Raw genomic sequence first — 17507 nt, forward strand, 5'->3', positions numbered from 1 at the left:
CATGACCACCACCGAGGCCCGGCCCACCGAGCGCAAACCGCCACAGCTCGTGGACATGTCCTGGGATCCGATCACCCGGATCATCGGGAACCTGGGCATCTACACGAAGATCGACTTCGCCAACCGGGAAGTCGTCGAATGCCACAGCACCTCGTCGCTCTTCCGCGGCTACTCGGTGTTCATGAAGGGCAAGGACCCGCGCGACGCGGGCTTCATCACGTCCCGGATCTGCGGCATCTGCGGCGACAACCACACCACCTGCTCCGACTACGCCCAGCAGATGGCCTACGGCGTCAAGCCGCCCCCGCTGGCCGAGCACATCGTCAACCTCGGCGAGGCCGCCGAGTACATGTTCGACCACACGATCTTCCAGGACAACCTGGTCTTCGTGGACTTCTGCGAGGCGATGGTCAAGGCCACCAACCCCGGTGTCCTGGCCCGCGCCGAACGCACCGACGCGCCCCGCGGCGACATCCACGGCTACCGCACCATCGCCGACATCATGAAGGCCTTCAACCCCTTCGAGGGCGAGGTCTACAAGGAGGCCCTGAAGGTCAGCCGGGTCACCCGCGAGATGTTCTGCCTGATGGAGGGGCGGCACGTCCACCCGTCCACGCTGTACCCGGGCGGCGTCGGCACGATGCCGCAGCCGACCACCTTCACCGACTACCTCAGCCGCCTCATGCGGGTCATCGACTTCGTGAAGAAGGCCGTCGCCATGAACGACGACGTCTTCGACTTCTTCTACGAGGCGCTGCCCGGCTACGAGGAGGTCGGCCGCCGCCGCGTCCTGCTGGGCTGCTGGGGCGCCTTCCAGGACCCCAAGGTCGTCGACTACCGGTACGAGTCGATGAACACCTGGGGCAAGGCGATGTACGTCACCCCCGGCATCATCGTCGACGGCGAACTGGTCACCAACAACCTCGTCGACATCAACCTCGGCCTGCGGATCATGCTCGGCAGCTCGTACTACGAGGACTGGGTCAACGAGGATCCCTTCGTCACCCACGACCCGCTCGGCAACCCCGTCGACATGCGCCACCCGTGGAACCAGACCACCGTCCCGGTGCCGCAGAAACGCGACTTCGACGACAAGTACAGCTGGGTGATGAGCCCCCGCTGGTTCGACCAGCGCACCGGCGACCACCTCGCCCTCGACACCGGCGGCGGTCCGCTGGCCCGCCTGTGGTCGACCGCGCTGAGCGGCCTGGTCGACACCCCGTACGTCAAGTCCACCGGCCACAGCGTGCGCATCTCCCTGCCCAAGGGCGAGTCCCTGCCGGAGACCACCCTGGAGTGGCGCATCCCGCGGTGGAGCAACACCATCGAACGCGACCGCGCCCGGCCCTACTTCGTCGCCTACGCCGCCGCCATGGCCCTGCAGTTCCTCGAAGAGGCCATGGGCATGGTCCGCGCGGGCGAGACCAAGGTGTTCGAGAACTTCGAGGTGCCCGACGAGGCCATCGGCTGCGGCTTCCACGAGGCGGTGCGCGGTGTCCTCTCCCACCACCTGGTGATCAAGGACAAGAAGATCGCCAACTACCACCCGTACCCGCCCACCCCGTGGAACGCCAGCCCCCGCGACATGTACGGCACCCCCGGCCCGTACGAGGACGCCGTCCAGGGCCAGCCCGTCTTCGAGGAGAACGGGCCGGACGACTTCAAGGGCGTCGACATCATGCGCACGGTCCGCAGCTTCGACCCCTGCCTGCCGTGCGGCGTGCACATGTACGTCGGTAAGGGCAAGACGCTCACCACCCTGCACTCGCCGACGTACGGGGCGAACCATGGCTGAGCCCACCGGCACCGGCACCCGGCTGGCCGACCCGGACGTCGAGGCCCGGCTCGCCCGGCTCGACGACGTGCTGGCAGGCCTCGAACCCCTGCCCGGCGCGGCCACGGAGGCGGTCCGGCTGCTGACCGAGGTCTACGGCGAGGCCCTGGCCCGCGTCCTGGACCAGGCGGACGAACAGCTGGCGGAACGCCTGGCCGACGACGAGCTGCTGGGCCACCTGCTGGTGCTGCACGACATCCACCCCGAGCCCCCCGAACGCCGGGCGGCCCGCGCCGTCGAACGGCTGCGGCCCGCCGTACGCGAACGGGGCGGCGACGTGGAGTGGGCCGGTGCGGAAGGGCAGGTCGGCCGGGTGCGCCTGACGACGGGCGGCGGCTGCGGCTCCGGCTGCGGCGGTGGAGGCTCCGAGGTCACCGACGCGGTCCGGGAGGCGGTGCTCGCCGTCGCACCCGAACTGACGGCGGTGGAACCGCTGCCGAGCACGCCGGCTCCCGCGTTCGTCCCGCTGTCGACACTGACGCACCGAGGCGCGCAGTGACCACCGACGGCGCGCTGGCCCGCCTCATCCGCTCCTCGGCCGACCGTACGGCGGCGGCCGGGGTGGAGAAGTGCGACCTGTGCGCCGCGCCGGTCGCCGACGAGCACGCCCACCTGTACGACACCGGGCAGCGAGAGGTGCACTGCGCCTGCGGCCCCTGCTCGGTGCTGTTCGCAGAGGCCGGGGCGGGCGCCGGGCACTACCGGCTCGTGCCCCGGCGCCGGGTCCGGCTGCCCAAGGTCGACACGGCCGTGCTGGGCGTACCCGTCGGCCTGGTCTTCTTCGTGCCCCGGGAGGACGGCACGGTCACGGCGGAGGGCCCGAGCCCGGCGGGGGCCATGCGGTGGGAGGTGGACGCGACGGCCTGGCAGGAGCTGGCCGGGACGTGTCGGCAGCTCGCCGGCGTGGAACCCGAGGTGGAGGCCCTGCTGGTGAACACGGTCCACGGCCTCGACCACCACTGGATCGTGCCGGTCGACGACTGCTACCGGATGATCGCCGTCGTACGCCGGGAGTGGCGCGGCCTGTCCGGCGGTGGCCGGGTCTGGCCGGCCGTCGAGCGGTTCTTCGAGGAGCTCACCGAGCGGCCGTGAACACGTCTCCGCAGGTCGGAGGCGAGGAAGGAGAGCACCCCCATGGGCAGCATCAGAGTAGGCCGGGCGCAGGCGAAGCCCGACACGCCCACGCACGTCGCCGGCATGCACCAGGGCAACAAGGGACGGTACGACGACCAGAAGGGGCACCACGAGGACGGCACCGCCGACGCGCGCCGCTCCACGGGGATCCACTGGAAACGGCATGACGCCCTCGCGGAGACCATGCCGAACATCTCGCCGGGATGAGAGCCGGGATGAGAGCCGGGATGAGAGCCGCCATGAGAGAGCAGAAAGGCGCCGCAATGAAGGTCCGACGAGCACGCAGACCCGTCGCGCGCAGGCGGGGCGGGATGAACGGACAGCGGGTGCTGAAGGCCGAGGCCGCCCTGGTGGGCGGTGCGGCCCTGGCACTGTTGTGCCGGGAGTTTCCCAGTCTGAGGCGGGAGATGCGGATCTGGCGGATGGCCGGCGGTTTCCGTGCCGGCCGCCGCTACCCGTGAGCCGGCCGTGCACGAACTGTCGATCGCGACCGCGATCATCGAGCGGGCCGGCGAGCTGGCCCGGGCGGACGGGACGCACGCCGTCTCGGCGGTGACCGTCCGGGTCGGAGAACTGGCGGGCGTCGTCCCCGACGCGTTGGACTTCGCCTTCGAGGTGGCCCGCGACGGCACGGCCCTCGCCGGGGCCCGGCTCGTGGTCGAGCAAGTCCCCGCGCAGGCCTGGTGCGGCCCGTGCGCCGAGGAGTTCCCGGTGGGCATGCCCCCGTTCTTCTGGTGCCCGCGCTGCGACCAGCCCACCAACGATCTGCGCAGCGGCCGGGAACTGGAGATCACCGGGATCGAGCCGTCACCGGCACCGGCATAGGGAATAGGGAAAGGGCCCCGCCGATCCTTCGGCGGGGCCCTTTCGCGCTGCTCAGCAGATCCGCGGCAGCTGCTCCCCGAGCGGCAGATCCACCACCCGGGTCCCGCCCAGGCCGGTGGCGGCCACCACCATTCCGGGGTGTTCGGCGACGCACTCGCCGATCAGCGTGGCGCCGGCGCCCTGCGGGTGGGCACGCATCGCGGCGAGCACCTCCTCCGCCTCCGCCGGCGGTACGAAGGCGACCAGCCTGCCCTCGTTCGCGACGTAAAGGGGATCGAGACCCAGGAAGCCGCAGGCGTTCGCCACCGCGTCCGGCACCGGAATGGCGCGCTCCCGAAGCCGGACCCCGGTCCCCGAAGCACGGGCGATCTCGTTGAGGGACGCCGCCAGGCCGCCCCTGGTCGGGTCGCGCAGCACATGGACGTCCGGGGTGACGGCCAGCATGGCCGCCACCAGATCCGCCAGTGGCGCGGTGTCGCTGGCGATCTCGACCCCGAACTCCAGCCCCTCCCGCACGCTCATGATCGCCACGCCGTGCAGACCGATCGGCCCGCTGACGATCACGGCGTCCCCGGGCCGCGCACGCTGCGGCCGGATGTCCACCCCGTCCGGGACGAGCCCGACACCGGCCGTGGTGACGTACACACCGTCCCCGTGCCCGGACTCCACCACCTTGGTGTCACCCGTGGCGATGGTGACCCCGGCGGTCTCGGCCGCCGCACCCATCGCGCGGGCGATCCGCTCCACGACGGTCAGTTCGACGCCTTCCTCCAGCACGAACGCGGCGGAGAGATACGTGGGCCGCGCACCGCTCATCGCCAGGTCGTTCACGGTGCCGTTGACCGCGAGATCGCCCAGGCTGCCGCCGGGGAAGAACAGCGGCCGGACGACGTAGGAGTCGGTGGAGAAGGCCAGCCGCGCGCCGCCCAGTTCGAGGACGGCGGAGTCGGCGAGACCGGCGAGGGTGTCGTTGCCGTAGGCGGGGGTGAAGACCCGCTCCATCAGCTCCGCCGACAGGGCTCCGCCGCCGCCGTGGCCCATCACCACGACACCCTGGTCGCGCAGCGGGGCAGGGCAGGTCCAGTCGGCCGGGTCGACCACCTCGGCGCGTTGCTCAGGCAACGGGAGCCACCCCTTCCTGCGTGGCCCGGCCGGCGTGCGGCGTCGGGGCGTTCATCCGGCGGTACAGGTAGTAGGCCGCGCAGGCGCCCTCGCTGGAGACCATGGTGGCGCCGAGCGGGGTGCGCGGGGTGCACGTGGTGCCGAACGCGGCGCACTCGGTCGGCTTGATCAGCCCCTGGAGCACCTCACCGCTGCGGCACTCCGCGGGTTCCTCGGTACGGATTCCCGTGACGTCGAAGCGGTGCTCGGCGTCGTACGCCCGGAAGGCGTCGCGCAGCCGCCAACCGCTGGCCGGGATCCGCCCGATACCGCGCCAGTTGCGGTCGGTGACCTCGAACACCTCCTCGATCATGCGCACGGCGGCCGGATTGCCCTCCTCGCGCACGGCACGCGGATACGCGTTCTCCACCCGGTGCTCGCCCCGCTCCAGTTGCCGGACCGCCCGGCGGATGCCCTCCAGGATGTCCAGCGGCTCGAACCCGGTCACCACCATCGGCACACGGAACCGCTCAGCCAGCTCCGGGTACTCCGCCGTGCCCATCACGCTGCACACGTGCCCGGCGGCCAGGAAGCCCTGCACCCGGCAGGCCGGTGCCGTCATGATCGCCTCGACGGCCGGGGGCACCCGCACATGCGACACCAGCAGGCTGAAGTTGTCCAGACCCAGCCTGCGCGCCTGGTGCACGGCCATCGCGTTGGCGGGCGCCGTGGTCTCGAAGCCGATCGCGAAGAAGACCACCTCCCGGTCCGGGTGGCGGCGGGCCAGTTCCAGGGCGTCGAGCGGCGAGTAGACCACGCGGACGTCGCCGCCCTCGCCCTTGACCCGGAACAGGTCGCGGCCGGTGCCCGGCACCCGGAGCATGTCTCCGAAGGAACAGAAGATCACCCCGGGCCGCGAGGCGATCTCCAGCGCCTTGTCGATGACCTCCAGCGGCGTGACACAGACGGGGCAGCCGGGGCCGTGGATCAACTCGACCTGTTCGGGGAGCAGTTGGTCGATGCCGTGCCGGATGATCGAGTGGGTCTGCCCGCCGCACACCTCCATCAGGGCCCACGGCCGGGTCGCGGTGGCCCGGATCTCGTCCAGCAGCCGCCGGGCCAGTTCCGGGTCGTTGAACTCGTCGATGTACTTCACGCCGTTCCCGCCTCCTTCGCAGCCTGCTCCCAGGCGTCGCCGAACTCCTCCTCCAGCAGCCCCAGTTCCTCGAACAGCTTCAGCGAGGCCAGGGCCGACTCCTCGTCCAGGCGCTGGAGCGCGAAGCCGACGTGCACGATGACGTACTCGCCCACCCGCACCTCGGGCACGTACTCCAGACACGCCTGTTTCTGCACTCCGCCGAAGTCGATCAGCCCGGTGAGCGGATCCGCGCCGTCGTCGATGGCCACGACCTTGCCGGGCACTGCCAAACACATGGGTCACTCCTCCTGTCGTAGGTGCGCCGCGACCACCAGCTGGCCGAGGGCCAATCCGCCGTCGTTCGGGGGGACTTCGCCGTGGCGGAGCACCGCGAAGCCGTCACCGTCCAGCAGCCGTGCGCACTCCTCCTCCAGCAGCGCGTTGGTGAAGACCCCGCCGCTGAGGGCGACGGTGGCCAGGCCGGTGTCCCGGCGCGCCCGCCGGCAGATCTCCGCGACGGCCCGTGCCACCGCGCGGTGGAAGCGGGCGGCGAGTACGGGGGCCGGTGTGCCGCGCCGCAGATCGGCTACGAGTGCGCTGAGCACGGGCGCCGGGTCGAGATCGCCGGCGAAGGCGTACGCCGAGGTCTCGGTGTCCCAGGCCGAAGCGGCCGCCGCCTCCAGTTCCAGGGCGGCCTGGGCCTCGTACCCCGCGCGATGGCACACGCCGACGAGCGACGACACGGCGTCGAAGAGCCGCCCCATGCTGGAGGTCGCCACACAAGCCAGTCCGCGCTCCAACTGCCTTTGAATCAGTGCCAGTTCATCGGGTGCGCAGGCCTCGACGCAGGGCAGGCCCGCCTCCCACGGCAGGCCCGCCGCCCACAGCCGGGCGAGCGCCAGACGGCGCGGATTGGCCACGCCCGCGTCGCCGCCGGGCAGTGGGGCGGGGGCGAGGTGGGCGTAGCGCCGGAAGCCGCCGTAGCCGGCGAGCAGGATCTCGCCGCCCCAGACGGTGCCGTCGTCGCCGTAGCCCGTGCCGTCGAAGGCGATGCCGATCACGTGGGCGGTGCCGTCGAGACCGTGCTCGGCCATCGCGGAGGCGATGTGCGCGTGGTGGTGCTGCACCAGTTCCGGGGCGCGACCGGCCAGCCGGGCGGCCCACCTCGACGAGTGGTATCCGGGGTGCCGGTCCGCGGCGACGACCTCGGGGGCGACGCCGGTCAGGCACCGCAGGTGCGCCTCCGCCCGCCCGGCCGCCTCCAGGGTGGTCAGATCGCCCATGTCCCCGATGTGCGGGCCGAACCAGGCCTGGTCGCCCTCGCCGAGGCACAGGGCGTTCTTCAGATCGCCGCCCACGGCGAGCGCGGGCCGCACCGGGACCGGCAGCCGCAGCGGGCGGGGCACGTACCCCCGGGAGCGACGCAGCACCTGCTCGGTGCCGTCGGCGCGCACCCGCAGCAGCGAGTCGTCGCAGGGCGAGGCGATGGGCCGGTCGTGGGCGAGCCACGCGTCGGCCACCCCGGCGAGCCGGGTCAGTGCCTCGTCGTCGTCCGTGACGATCGGTTCCCCCGAGCGGTTGCCGCTCGTCATGACCAGCACACGCGGCCCCGGCGGATCGCCGGGCAGACCGAACAGCAGGGTGTGCACGGGTGCGTAGGGCAGCATGACGCCCAGGTGGGGGCTGCCGGGGCAGACGCCGGGCGCGAGGCCCGCCTGCCCGGCCCGTCGGCGGAGCAGGACGATGGGGCGCCGGGGGCCGGTGAGGGCGGCCAGTTCGGGCGTGGAGAGCACGGCGATCCGCCGTACGGCGTCCAGGTCCGCGCACATCACCGCGAACGGCTTGCCGCCGCGCGCCTTGCGGCTGCGCAATGTCTCGACGGCCCGCGCGTCGGTCGCGTCGCACGCCAGATGGTAGCCGCCGAGGCCCTTGACGGCGACGATCCGCCCGGCGGCCAGCAGTGCGCGCGCCGCCGCGAGTGCGTCGGCGTCCCGCGCAGGGCGGACGTCGCTCCCCGGCGCCGGCAGCAGGCGCAGCCGGGGGCCGCAGCGGGGGCACGCCACCGGCTGGGCGTGGAAGCGGCGGTCGAGGGGATCGCCGTACTCCCGGGCGCAGTCGGCGCACATCGGGAAGCCGGCCATGGTCGTCACCGCCCGGTCGTACGGCATGCCCGTGGCGATGGTGAAGCGGGGCCCGCAGTGGGTGCAGGTGACGAACGGATGCCGGTGCCGGCGGTCGGCGGGATCGGTCAGGTCCCGCAGACAGTCCGCGCAGGTCGCCGTGTCGGGCGGGAGATGGGTGCGGCCGGGGGAGCGGTCGGTGGAGCGGATGGCGAAGCTGCCGTCGGCGCCGCTGACGGGCAGGTCCTCGACCCCGACGCCGGTGACGGTGGCCAGCGGCGGTGGCTGGGCGGCCAGCCGGTCGCAGAAGTCGGCGACCCGGTCCGGCGGTCCCTCCACCTCGATGAGGACTCCGCTCGCCGTGTTGCTCACGAACCCCGCGAGGGCGAGATCGGTGGCGAGGCGGTGCACGAAGGGCCGGAAGCCCACGCCCTGCACGGTGCCGCGCACGGTGACGCGGCGGCGCACCGCCTGTGTGGCGGGCGCTGTCACGAGACGAGGCCGGCTTCGGCGCCCTCAGGGGTGTGGGTGTGCGGGCGGGGCGCCAGCGGGGGCCGGTGCGCCGGCGCCCCGTCCCGTACGGCGAGCACGCGCTCCAGAATCGCGTCGACGCCGGCGCCGGTGCGGGCGCAGGACCGCAGCACCTCCACCCCGGGGTTGACCCGCTGGACGTGGGCGTCGAAGGCGGTCTCGTCGAACCCGGCGGGTCCGGCCAAGTCGGTCTTGGTCAGCACCACCAGCTGGGCGGACCCGAAGGCCGTCGGGTACTTCAACGGCTTGTCCTCGCCCTCCGTCACCGCCATGAGCACGATCCGCAGACTCTCGCCGAGGTCGTAGGACGCCGGGCAGACGAGGTTGCCGACGTTCTCCACGAACAGCAGCGAGGTGCCCCCGGGCAGCCAGCTCTCCACATGGCCGCGCAGCTGCCGCGCCTCCAGATGGCACAGCCCGTCCGTCAGCAGCTGCTTCACCGGGGCTCCCGAGCGGGCCAGCCGGTCGGCGTCGTTCTCGGTCGCCAGGTCGGCGGTGAGCGCCGCCACCGGAAGGCCCCGCTCCACCGCCCTGGCGAGCACCCGCCCGAGCAGCTCCGTCTTGCCGCTGCCCGGGCTGGACAGCAGATTGACCACGCTCACTCCGCGCCGGGCCAGCGTCTCGCGCAGGCCCGCGGCCAGACCGTCGTTCTTCGCCAGGACGGCCTGAGTGACCTCGTCCACGGAATCGCACATGGGCGCCGCTCCTCGCGGTCGGTGGGGAAATTCGGTCCGCCACCGATCCTCGGCGCCGTCTCTCACGGCGCCCGGCAGCCCGGCGGGGACAGGGCGGGGGATTCGTCCGGGCGGCTCAACGACGGCGTGGCCGCAGGGTCGGCCAGCAGCACCGGAACCATGGCGTGCAGGGCGGCGACGGCCCGCCCGACCGCCTCGCGCACCGTCGCGCTGATGCCCGGGGCGATGTCCTCGTCGGCGGGTGCCCGCAGCTCCGGCTCGCAGGCCAGGACGAGGACGCGCGGGAGCGGTTCGCCACCCAGGTGGGCGGCCAGGGCGAGGACCTTGGCCGGGTCCATGCCGTGCGCCTCGGGCGGGGCGCCGGCCGAGGCGCGGTCGGGCAGGTCCGGCTCGATCAGCGACAGGGTGCCCGGCTCGTGCCCGCGTACGGCGGCGTCGACCAGGACGGCCGTGTCGTAGCCGTCGAGCAGTGCGTACGCGAGGTCCATGCCGCGGATGCCGAAGTCCCGGACCCGCACCTCGGGCGGCAGCGGGCGCTGGTCCAGGGCGCGGATCACCTCGGGGCCGAAGGCGTCGTCCGCGAGGAAGATGTTGCCGACGCCCGCCACGAGCAGCCGCGCACTCATACCGCGCCTTCGGGGGCCAGCGGCCGGGCGGAGCCGGTCGGGTTCTTGCGGACGAAGGCGGACCGCAGCTCGTGGTACGGGGCCTGCGGATCGAAGAAGACGGCGCGCATGCGGGCGAGTTCGCTCCGCCGGTATTCGGCGAGGGGGCGCTGGAGCTCGTCCGCGTGACGTGCCGTGGCCTTGGCGGTGATCCGGCGTGCGAGATCCGGGTCGCCTGCCACCTCGGCGGCCAGGCGCTCGACCTCCCCGGTGAACTCCTGGGAGGGAACCGGCACCAGACGATCCACCAGCCCGATCCGCTCGGCCGTCGCGGCGCTCACCGGCGACGCCTCGCTCGTCAGCCGCTCGGCCGTCTCGGCTCCCACACGCTTCGGCAGCGAGTACGTCCAGAACTCCGAGCCGTACAGGCCCATGTTCCGGTAGTGCGGGTTGAGGATGCTGCCCGTGCGGCACCAGACCTCGTCGGCGGCCAGCGCCAGCATGACACCGCCGGCCGCCGCGTTGCCGCCGAGCGCCGCCACCACCAGCCGGTCGGTGGTACGCAGCACGGCCTCCACCAGGTCGTTCATGGCGACGAGGTTGGACCAGGACTCGCCCGCCGGGTCGCTCGACGCCTCGATGACGTTCAGGTGGATGCCGTTGGAGAAGAAGTCGCGGGCGCCGCCGAGCACCAGCACCGAGGTGGAGCGGGTGAGCGCGTACCGGTAGGCGGCGAGCAGCCTGCGGCAGTGGTTGGTGCTCATCGCCCCGCCCGGGAACGAGAAGGACAGGAAGCCGATGTCATCCCGCTGCCGGTAGCGGATGTCGGACCAGGTGGTGCGCTTCGGCGGCAGTTCGAGCGGGGCGGCGATCTCCGGCAGCCAGTACGGGCGGTCGTTCGAACCCGGCATGCCCGGGCCGCTGCCGGGCGGCGCCGGGAAGGAGGCGAGCACCGAGGCCGCCGGGCGGCGGAAGGGGGCCGGGTCACCGGAGTTCTTGCGGGGGCGCAGTTCCGGGATCCACACCGCGCCGTCCCGGGTGGCCCGGCACAGGGCGCCGGACCGGGTCGCGAGCAGCTCGCCCGGCCGGCCGCGCAGCCGGTCCTCGGGATGCCCGCCGTGCAGGAACACCTCCCGGCCGCAGAGTTCGTCCAGGACACCCGGCTGCGAATCGGCCCCGCGGAGCTTGCGCAGCACCGTTGCCGTGCTGTCGTTGTCCCAGTCGATCCGCCGCTGCTCCTGGCGGAAGAAGTCCCGCCACACGACCCGGATCCCGGGATCGCTCTGCGGCCGCGGCTTGAACGATCCGTCGGCGTACCGCCGCACGGCCAGCAGCACGGCGGCCACGGCGGCGTCGGACAGTTCGCCCCGGTACACGTCGCTCTTTCCGGCCGGCGGCACCGGGAAGGACCCCTCCGCCCAGATGTCCCCCGCGTCCATCGCCGCCTCGGCCTGGAGCACGGTCACGCCCCACTCGGGCGTCTCCTCGGCGATCGCCCAGTCCAGCGACGACGGGCCCCGGTCGCCGGGCGGCCCCGGGTGCACGACCAGACAGGCGTGCTCCCGCCACACGTCCTCCGGCAGGGCGGACTTCAGCATCGGGGCGACGATCAGTTCCGGGCACACCTCGCGTACGGCGGCCCGGACCGCGTCGGGCCCGTGGGAGGCGAGGACGACGTCCACGCGGTGCCCGTGGTCCGACAGTTCCGCGTACACGCGCTGGGACAGGCTGTTGAACGCGCTGGCGACGAGCAAGATGTCCATGACATCGCATGGTCGCCGGTACGGGGAGGCCCGAGAAGGACCACGGCGGCGTTTCGCCTGTGTTCGCGGGTCTCTTGCTCCATCCGGATCGCCCGCTGTCCGTTCTCGACGCCCGGGCGGGCTCTTCCCCGCTCGGCTAGGCTGTGCCGCCATGAATACCGGGACGGCATCGCGCCACACACGGATCGGTGACCCGGTGCTCTCCTGAGCGCCGTACGGGCCGGTGCGGGCCCGCTGCGGGAACGAGGGCCTCGCGCCGCCGCGCGGGCTCCGCCTCCGTCGTGTTGATCACAGGTTCGGCACATCAACCACGACAGGAGAACAGAACATGCCCGTCAAGACGCTGCAGATCCCCACCACGGACGGCCGGGCCGACGCCATCGCCGCCTACCCCGACGACGGCGAGCGGCACCCGGGGGTGCTGATGTACGCGGACGGCTTCGGCATCCGTCCCGTGCTGCGGGAGATGGCCCGCGAACTGGCCGGGCACGGCTACTACGTGCTCGTCCCCAACCTCTTCCACCGGCACGGCCCGGCACCGGTGATCGACCTGCCCGAGCACATCGGAGAAGAGGCCCGTCCCGCACTCATGGCCCAGGTGATGCCGTTGATCGAGGCGCACACCACCGAACGGGTCCTCAGCGACGCCGACGCCTACCTCGGATTCCTCGCCACCCGGCCCGAGGCCGGCGCCGGACCGGTCGCGGTGACCGGCTACTGCATAGGCGGCCTCCTCGCGGTGCGCACCGCCGCGGCCCACCCCGGCCGAGTGGCCGCCGTCGCCGCGTTCCACGCACCCGTGGGCGCGGACGGCCCCGACGCCCTCGCCGGGATCACCGCCGACGTCCACTTCGGCCACGCCGAGACCGACCTCACGCCCGAGGCCCTCGCCGAACTCAACCGGGCCCTGGACGCCGCCCGTGTCCGCCACACCTCCGAGATCTACCCCGGCACCGTCCACGGCTTCACCATGTCCGACACCGACGCCTTCGACCCCGCCGGACTGCAGCGCCACTGGGACCGCCTGCTGCCCCTCCTCGACCGCACCCTCGCCGACAGGTGAGGCTCCGGCGGCACGTTCAGCGGCCCTGATTGACGCGGCCCGTTTCACCGCGTACGCATGACTGCGCAGTCCGGCACGGACACCAGGACCCGGGGAGAGACGCATGACGCGAGAGGGAGGACGGGCCGCCGGCGCCGCGCCGCGCAGCGTGGACGTGGCCCGGCTGGCCGGCGTCTCGCAGAAGACGGTGTCGAGGGTCCTCAACGGGGAGCGGTACGTCTCCGAGGAGGTGCGCCGGCGGGTGCTGGAGGCGGCCGGGGAACTCGGCTACCGGCTCAACAGCGCGGCCCGGGCACTGGCCTCCGGGCGGACCCGCTCCATCGGCGTGGTCACGCTCGGGACCGCCCTCTACGGGCCCGCCTCGCTCCTGATCGGCGTCGAGCGGGCCGCGCGGGACGCTGGATACGCGCTCCGGGTCGTCAACACCCTGGAGGGCGACCCGCGAGGTGTCGTCGGCGCCGTGGAGTCGCTGCTGGAGCAGGGCGTGGACGGCATCGTCGTCTCCGAGCCCATCGACGAGGGAGCGGTCTCCCTCAGCGTCGACGTGCCGGTCCTCGTCCTCGGCGCGCCTGTGGCGTTCGGCGGCACCCGGACCGTCGCCACGGGCGTCGGCGCCGAACTCCTCGCGCGCACGGCCACCGAACACCTGCTGGGCCTCGGCCACAGGACGGTCCACCACGTCGCCGGCCCGGAACGGTGGTTCGCCGCCCGGGACCGCCTGGAGGGCTGGCGCGGCGCCCTCACCGCGCGGGGCGCCGAGCAGCCGGCCGTGCTCGTCGGCGACTGGTCGGCCGCCTCGGGCCACGAGGCGGGCCGCGCACTCGCCGCCGACGGTGACGTCACCGCCGTGTTCGCCGCCAACGACGACATGGCCATCGGCGTGATCCGCGCCCTGACGGAGGCCGGTCGGCGCGTGCCGGACGACGTCAGCGTGGTCGGCTTCGACGACATCCCCGTCGCCGCGTACGTGACCCCGCCGCTGACCACGGTGCGCCAGCCGTTCGACGCCGTGGCGCGAGAGGGGCTCCGGCTCCTCGTGCAGGCCATCGAGACGCCCGACGCGCAACCGCAACCGGCGAACGACCCCCCGGTCGAACTCGTGGTCCGGGCATCGACCGCGCCCCCGCCGCCCCGGTAGTCGCCGGGGCGGCAGGGGGCTCGTCCCCGCCCTCCCCCCGCCGTACCCTGGTCCTATGGGTGCGCAAGACGGCCCTACGCTCATCACCTCCGTCCAGCGGGCCATGCGGCTGCTGGAGGCGGTGAGCGCACACCAGAACGGCGCGCCGGCCAAGCAGCTGGCGCGTGAGACCGGCCTGCCTCTGGCCACCGCCTATCACCTGCTGCGGACGCTGGTGCACGACGGCTATGTGCGCAAGCTGGACGACGGCGGGTTCATCCTGGGCGACAAGCTGCAGAACCTCCGGACCACGGGCCGTGCGCAGGCGCTGCTCAGCCGCGTCCGGCCCACGCTCGCCGCGCTGCGGGACGAACTCGCGACCCCCGCCTATCTCACCTTCTACGAGGAGGGCGAGATCCGGGTCGCCGAGATCGTCGACGGCCCCGGCACGCCCCGCGTCGATCTCTGGGTGGGCTTCGAGGACGCGGGACACGCGACCGCCCTGGGCAAGTCCGTGCTCAGGGAACTGGACGAGGAGTCCCGCAAGGACTACCTCTCGCGCCACCACCTCGCCGACCTCACCCCGCGGACCGTCACCAGTCCGCCGGAACTGCTCCGCCGGCTGGAGACCTCGCCCCTGGCCCCGGCCGTCACAGACCTGGAGGAGTACGCCCTCGGCACGGTCTGCGTCGCCGTCCCCGTCTACAGCGGCGACACGCTCGGCTCCCTCGGCGTCTCCCTGCCGGCGAACCGGCTCTCCCGGCTGCCGGAGATCAGCACGCGGCTGCTGCCGGCCGCGAGCCGCGTGACGCGGAGCCTCTCGCTCACTATCTGAAAATCCGCTCCTTGCCGGTGCCCCACCCACCCCGTTTTTCTGGATGAAACAGACATTTCAGGGGTGCGTGCGTCGCCAGGCCGGCGCCCCGCTCACAGGTGAGGACCACGGATACCGACATGAGCCACACCCGAGACCTTGGTGACGACCACTGGGCCGTACGGCCGTTCAGCAAGCGGGTGGCCGGTGCCGGGGGCTCGGCGCGCAGACGCGTCCTCGCGCAGCTGGCCGCCGGTACGCCCGTCCTGCCGGTGCTGATCGTCACCGTCATCGTGCTCGTCGACCTCGCCGGCGGAGGCGGGATGATCTGGCTGCCCCTGCTCGCGGTCGGTCCCGCCCTCGCCGCCACGACCAACGGCCCCCGCGGAGTCCTCTGGGTCGGCCTGCTCGCCGTCGTGTCCGGCCTGACGCTCGGCATCCGGGACGGTATGCCGGGCGGGGAACTGACCGCCGTACTGGCGGCCCTGACGGCCGTCACCCTCGCGAGCGGCCTGGCCGGCGTGCTGCGGGTGCGCCGCGAGCGCGTGCTCGCGGCCGTTCGCTCGGTCGCGGAGACCGCCCAGCACGCGCTGCTCAAGCCCGTGCCGTCGACCGTCGGACCGTTCCAGGCGGCCGTCCGCTACAGCGCCGCCGCGGCCGAGGCCCGGATCGGCGGGGACCTCTACGCCCTGATACCCACACCGCACGGGGTGCGGCTGATCGTCGGCGATGTGCGCGGCAAGGGGCTGCCCGCCGTGGGGACCGCCGCGCTGGTGCTCGGCGTCTTCCGCGAGGCCGCCCACGACGAGCCCGACCTCCTCGCCGTGGTCGACCGGATCGAGCGGAGTCTGGCGCGCAACCTCGGTCACGACGACTTCGTCACCGCGGTGGTAGCCGGATATCCCCGGGACGGGCACCTGGAGGTGGTGAACTGCGGGCACGCGCCGCCGCTGCTGGTGCGCTCCTGCGGGAGCGTCACGCCGGTGGAGCCCGCTCATCCGTCCCCGCCGCTCGGGCTGCGCGCCCTCGCCGGTCACGGGCCCGGCCTGCATGTGCTGCCCTTCGCCGACGGTGACCAGCTGCTGCTCTACACCGACGGCGTCACCGAGGCCCGGGACCAGGGGCGGGCCTTCTACCAGCTCGCCGAAGGACTGGAGCGACACGTGTCCCACGAGCCGGCCCGCACCCTCGGCGCGCTCCACGACGAGCTGCTGGACCATGTGGGTGGCCGGCTGCACGACGACGCGGCCCTGCTCCTGATCCGCAAACCGGCCGCGTCCGAAACCGGCACGCCGGAGAAGGTGACCGCTCCCGAGGTGCGGAGCTGCCTGTGAGGGCAGGGCTGGTCACGGCGTGCCGCGCAGATCCTTGACCCGGCGGAGTTTGCCGAGGGAGCGCTCCAGGGTCTCCGGTTCGACGATCGACACGTCGACGGTGACACCGACGCCGTCCTTGACGTCCTTGGCGATCGCGCGTGCGGCGGCGTCGCGCAGACCGGCGGGCGTGCCGGGGCGGGTTTCGACGCGGACGGTCATGTGGTCCATCCGGCCGCGCCGGGTCAGCTCGATCTGGAAGTGCGGAGCGACGCCGGGCGTGCGCAGCACGATCTCCTCGATCTGACTGGGGAAGACGTTCACCCCGCGCAGGATGATCATGTCGTCGCAGCGGCCGGTGATCTTCTCGATGCGGCGGAAGGCGGGCCGGGCCGTGCCGGGCAGCAGCCGGGTCAGGTCGCGGGTGCGGTAGCGCACGACCGGCAGGGCCTCCTTGGTCAGCGATGTGAAGACCAGTTCGCCCTCCTCGCCGTCGGGCAGCACCTCGCCCGTGAGCGGGTCGACGACCTCGGGGTAGAAGTGGTCCTCCCACACGTGCAGGCCGTCCTTGGTCTCCACGCACTCCTGGGCCACACCCGGGCCGATGACCTCGGACAGGCCGTATATGTCCACGGCGTGGATGTCCAGGCGCTCCTCGATCTCGCGGCGCATCTCCTCCGTCCACGGCTCGGCACCGAAGATCCCGGCCCTCAGCGAGGTCGAGCGGGGGTCTACGCCCTGACGCTCGAACTCGTCGAGGAGCGTGAGCATGTAGGAGGGGGTGACCATGATGATCTCGGGCCGGAAGTCCTGGATGATCTGCACCTGGCGTGCGGTCATGCCTCCCGAGGCGGGGATGACGGTGCACCCCGCTCGCTCGGCCCCGTAGTGCGCGCCGAGACCGCCGGTGAACAGGCCGTAACCGTAGGAGATGTGCACCTTGTGCCCGGGCCGCCCGCCGGCGGCGCGGATCGAGCGGGCGACCAGGTCCGCCCACATCGACAGGTCGTTCTCCGTGTAGCCGACGACCGTGGGGCGGCCGGTGGTGCCGCTGGAGGCGTGGACGCGGCGCACCTGGTCCATGGGGACGGCGAACATGCCGAACGGATAGGTGTCGCGCAGATCCGCCTTGGTCGTGAAGGGGAAGCGGGACAGGTCCGCCAGGGTCCGGCAGTCGTCGGGTCCGACACCGGCCTCGTCGAACTTCCTCCGGTACGTCTCCACGTTGTCGTAGGCGTGGCGCAGGCTCCGGCGCAGCCGGTCGAGCTGGAGCTCGCGCAGCTCCTCGCGCGTCAGGCGCTCGGCGTCGTCCAGCAGCAGCATCACTTCGCACCACCCTGTAGCTCGATCGCATCATCCTGTGACCCGACCGACCATTCGGTCAGCTTCGGCATTGCCAAGTAATCCAGCCGCCCCGGGGCCTGTCAAGAGCCGGTGGGTCTTACCAAGGCGCG

Annotated in this window: 18 protein-coding genes; 10 read left to right on the plus strand and 8 right to left on the minus strand. The window is 72.7% G+C overall.

The annotated features are described in order from the left end of the window. Position 1 precedes the first annotated feature (1 nt). The 6 genes from ABZ192_RS32985 to hypA all read left to right on the plus strand — a co-directional run bounded on the left by ABZ192_RS32985 (position 2) and on the right by hypA (position 3793). Positions 2 to 1795: a nickel-dependent hydrogenase large subunit gene (locus tag ABZ192_RS32985; protein ID WP_356928140.1), complete on the plus strand. Its 1794-nt coding sequence runs from the start codon at positions 2 to 4 to the stop codon at positions 1793 to 1795. Beyond that, positions 1788 to 2333, plus strand: coding sequence for a NifU family protein (locus tag ABZ192_RS32990; RefSeq protein ID WP_356928141.1), 546 nt, complete (start codon positions 1788 to 1790; stop codon positions 2331 to 2333). Before ABZ192_RS32985 ends, ABZ192_RS32990 begins: the two co-directional genes overlap by 8 nt. After that, positions 2330 to 2926, plus strand: a complete 597-nt coding sequence (locus tag ABZ192_RS32995) for a DUF5947 family protein (protein WP_356928142.1) — start codon at positions 2330 to 2332, stop codon at positions 2924 to 2926. The genes ABZ192_RS32990 and ABZ192_RS32995 overlap by 4 nt, the downstream gene beginning before the upstream one ends. A gap of 42 nt (positions 2927 to 2968) precedes the next feature. Beyond that, positions 2969 to 3175, plus strand: a complete 207-nt coding sequence (locus ABZ192_RS33000) for a hypothetical protein (RefSeq protein WP_356928143.1) — start codon at positions 2969 to 2971, stop codon at positions 3173 to 3175. A gap of 104 nt (positions 3176 to 3279) precedes the next feature. Continuing rightward, positions 3280 to 3429 carry a hypothetical protein gene (locus ABZ192_RS33005; RefSeq protein ID WP_356928144.1) on the plus strand — a complete coding sequence of 50 codons (150 nt, stop codon included), beginning with the start codon at positions 3280 to 3282 and terminating at the stop codon, positions 3427 to 3429. A 7-nt stretch (positions 3430 to 3436) separates the two neighbouring features. Beyond that, positions 3437 to 3793 (plus strand): hydrogenase maturation nickel metallochaperone HypA, encoded by a 357-nt coding sequence (gene hypA / locus ABZ192_RS33010; RefSeq protein ID WP_356928145.1) that lies wholly within the window; start codon positions 3437 to 3439, stop codon positions 3791 to 3793. A 51-nt stretch (positions 3794 to 3844) separates the two neighbouring features. Here hypA and hypE read toward each other — a convergent pair whose 3' ends face one another. The 7 genes from hypE to ABZ192_RS33045 all read right to left on the minus strand — a co-directional run bounded on the left by hypE (position 3845) and on the right by ABZ192_RS33045 (position 11746). Beyond that, positions 3845 to 4915: a hydrogenase expression/formation protein HypE gene (gene hypE, locus ABZ192_RS33015; RefSeq protein WP_356928146.1), complete on the minus strand. Its 1071-nt coding sequence runs from the start codon at positions 4913 to 4915 to the stop codon at positions 3845 to 3847. Beyond that, on the minus strand, positions 4908 to 6050 hold the full coding sequence (hypD, locus tag ABZ192_RS33020; RefSeq protein ID WP_356928147.1) for a hydrogenase formation protein HypD: 1143 nt from the start codon (positions 6048 to 6050) through the stop codon (positions 4908 to 4910). The genes hypE and hypD overlap by 8 nt, the downstream gene beginning before the upstream one ends. After that, positions 6047 to 6328, minus strand: coding sequence for a HypC/HybG/HupF family hydrogenase formation chaperone (locus ABZ192_RS33025; protein ID WP_356928148.1), 282 nt, complete (start codon positions 6326 to 6328; stop codon positions 6047 to 6049). The genes hypD and ABZ192_RS33025 overlap by 4 nt, the downstream gene beginning before the upstream one ends. Positions 6329 to 6331: 3 nt before the next feature. Next, positions 6332 to 8644, minus strand: a complete 2313-nt coding sequence (hypF, locus tag ABZ192_RS33030) for a carbamoyltransferase HypF (protein ID WP_356928149.1) — start codon at positions 8642 to 8644, stop codon at positions 6332 to 6334. Then, positions 8641 to 9378, minus strand: a complete 738-nt coding sequence (gene hypB / locus ABZ192_RS33035; protein ID WP_356928150.1) for a hydrogenase nickel incorporation protein HypB — start codon at positions 9376 to 9378, stop codon at positions 8641 to 8643. Before hypB ends, hypF begins: the two co-directional genes overlap by 4 nt. A gap of 62 nt (positions 9379 to 9440) precedes the next feature. After that, on the minus strand, positions 9441 to 10004 hold the full coding sequence (locus tag ABZ192_RS33040; protein WP_356928151.1) for a hydrogenase maturation protease: 564 nt from the start codon (positions 10002 to 10004) through the stop codon (positions 9441 to 9443). After that, a complete protein-coding gene (locus ABZ192_RS33045) occupies positions 10001 to 11746 on the minus strand; it encodes an enoyl-CoA hydratase-related protein (protein WP_356928153.1) in 1746 nt (581 codons plus the stop codon). The genes ABZ192_RS33040 and ABZ192_RS33045 overlap by 4 nt, the downstream gene beginning before the upstream one ends. Before the next feature lie 328 nt (positions 11747 to 12074). Here ABZ192_RS33045 and ABZ192_RS33050 point away from each other — a divergent pair, with 328 nt between their 5' ends. From ABZ192_RS33050 to ABZ192_RS33065, 4 genes are all read left to right on the plus strand, one after another. Next, complete coding sequence (locus ABZ192_RS33050; RefSeq protein ID WP_356928154.1) at positions 12075 to 12809, plus strand: dienelactone hydrolase family protein; 735 nt, start codon at positions 12075 to 12077, stop codon at positions 12807 to 12809. Positions 12810 to 12912: 103 nt separating this feature from the next. Then, the gene (locus ABZ192_RS33055) at positions 12913 to 13947 is read left to right on the plus strand and encodes a LacI family DNA-binding transcriptional regulator (protein WP_356928155.1); all 1035 of its coding nucleotides are present in this window, start codon (positions 12913 to 12915) and stop codon (positions 13945 to 13947) included. Positions 13948 to 14002: 55 nt separating this feature from the next. Beyond that, complete coding sequence (locus tag ABZ192_RS33060; RefSeq protein ID WP_356928156.1) at positions 14003 to 14761, plus strand: IclR family transcriptional regulator C-terminal domain-containing protein; 759 nt, start codon at positions 14003 to 14005, stop codon at positions 14759 to 14761. Between the two features lie 119 nt (positions 14762 to 14880). After that, a complete protein-coding gene (locus ABZ192_RS33065; protein WP_356928157.1) occupies positions 14881 to 16074 on the plus strand; it encodes a PP2C family protein-serine/threonine phosphatase in 1194 nt (397 codons plus the stop codon). A 12-nt stretch (positions 16075 to 16086) separates the two neighbouring features. Here the strand turns inward: ABZ192_RS33065 and paaK are convergent, their stop codons facing one another. After that, positions 16087 to 17376, minus strand: a complete 1290-nt coding sequence (gene paaK, locus ABZ192_RS33070) for a phenylacetate--CoA ligase PaaK (protein ID WP_356928158.1) — start codon at positions 17374 to 17376, stop codon at positions 16087 to 16089. Between the last annotated feature and the right edge of the window lie 131 nt (positions 17377 to 17507).

The sequence above is a fragment of the Streptomyces sp. NPDC006235 genome (assembly GCF_040613735.1).
In the GTDB taxonomy this organism is placed as follows: domain Bacteria; phylum Actinomycetota; class Actinomycetes; order Streptomycetales; family Streptomycetaceae; genus Streptomyces.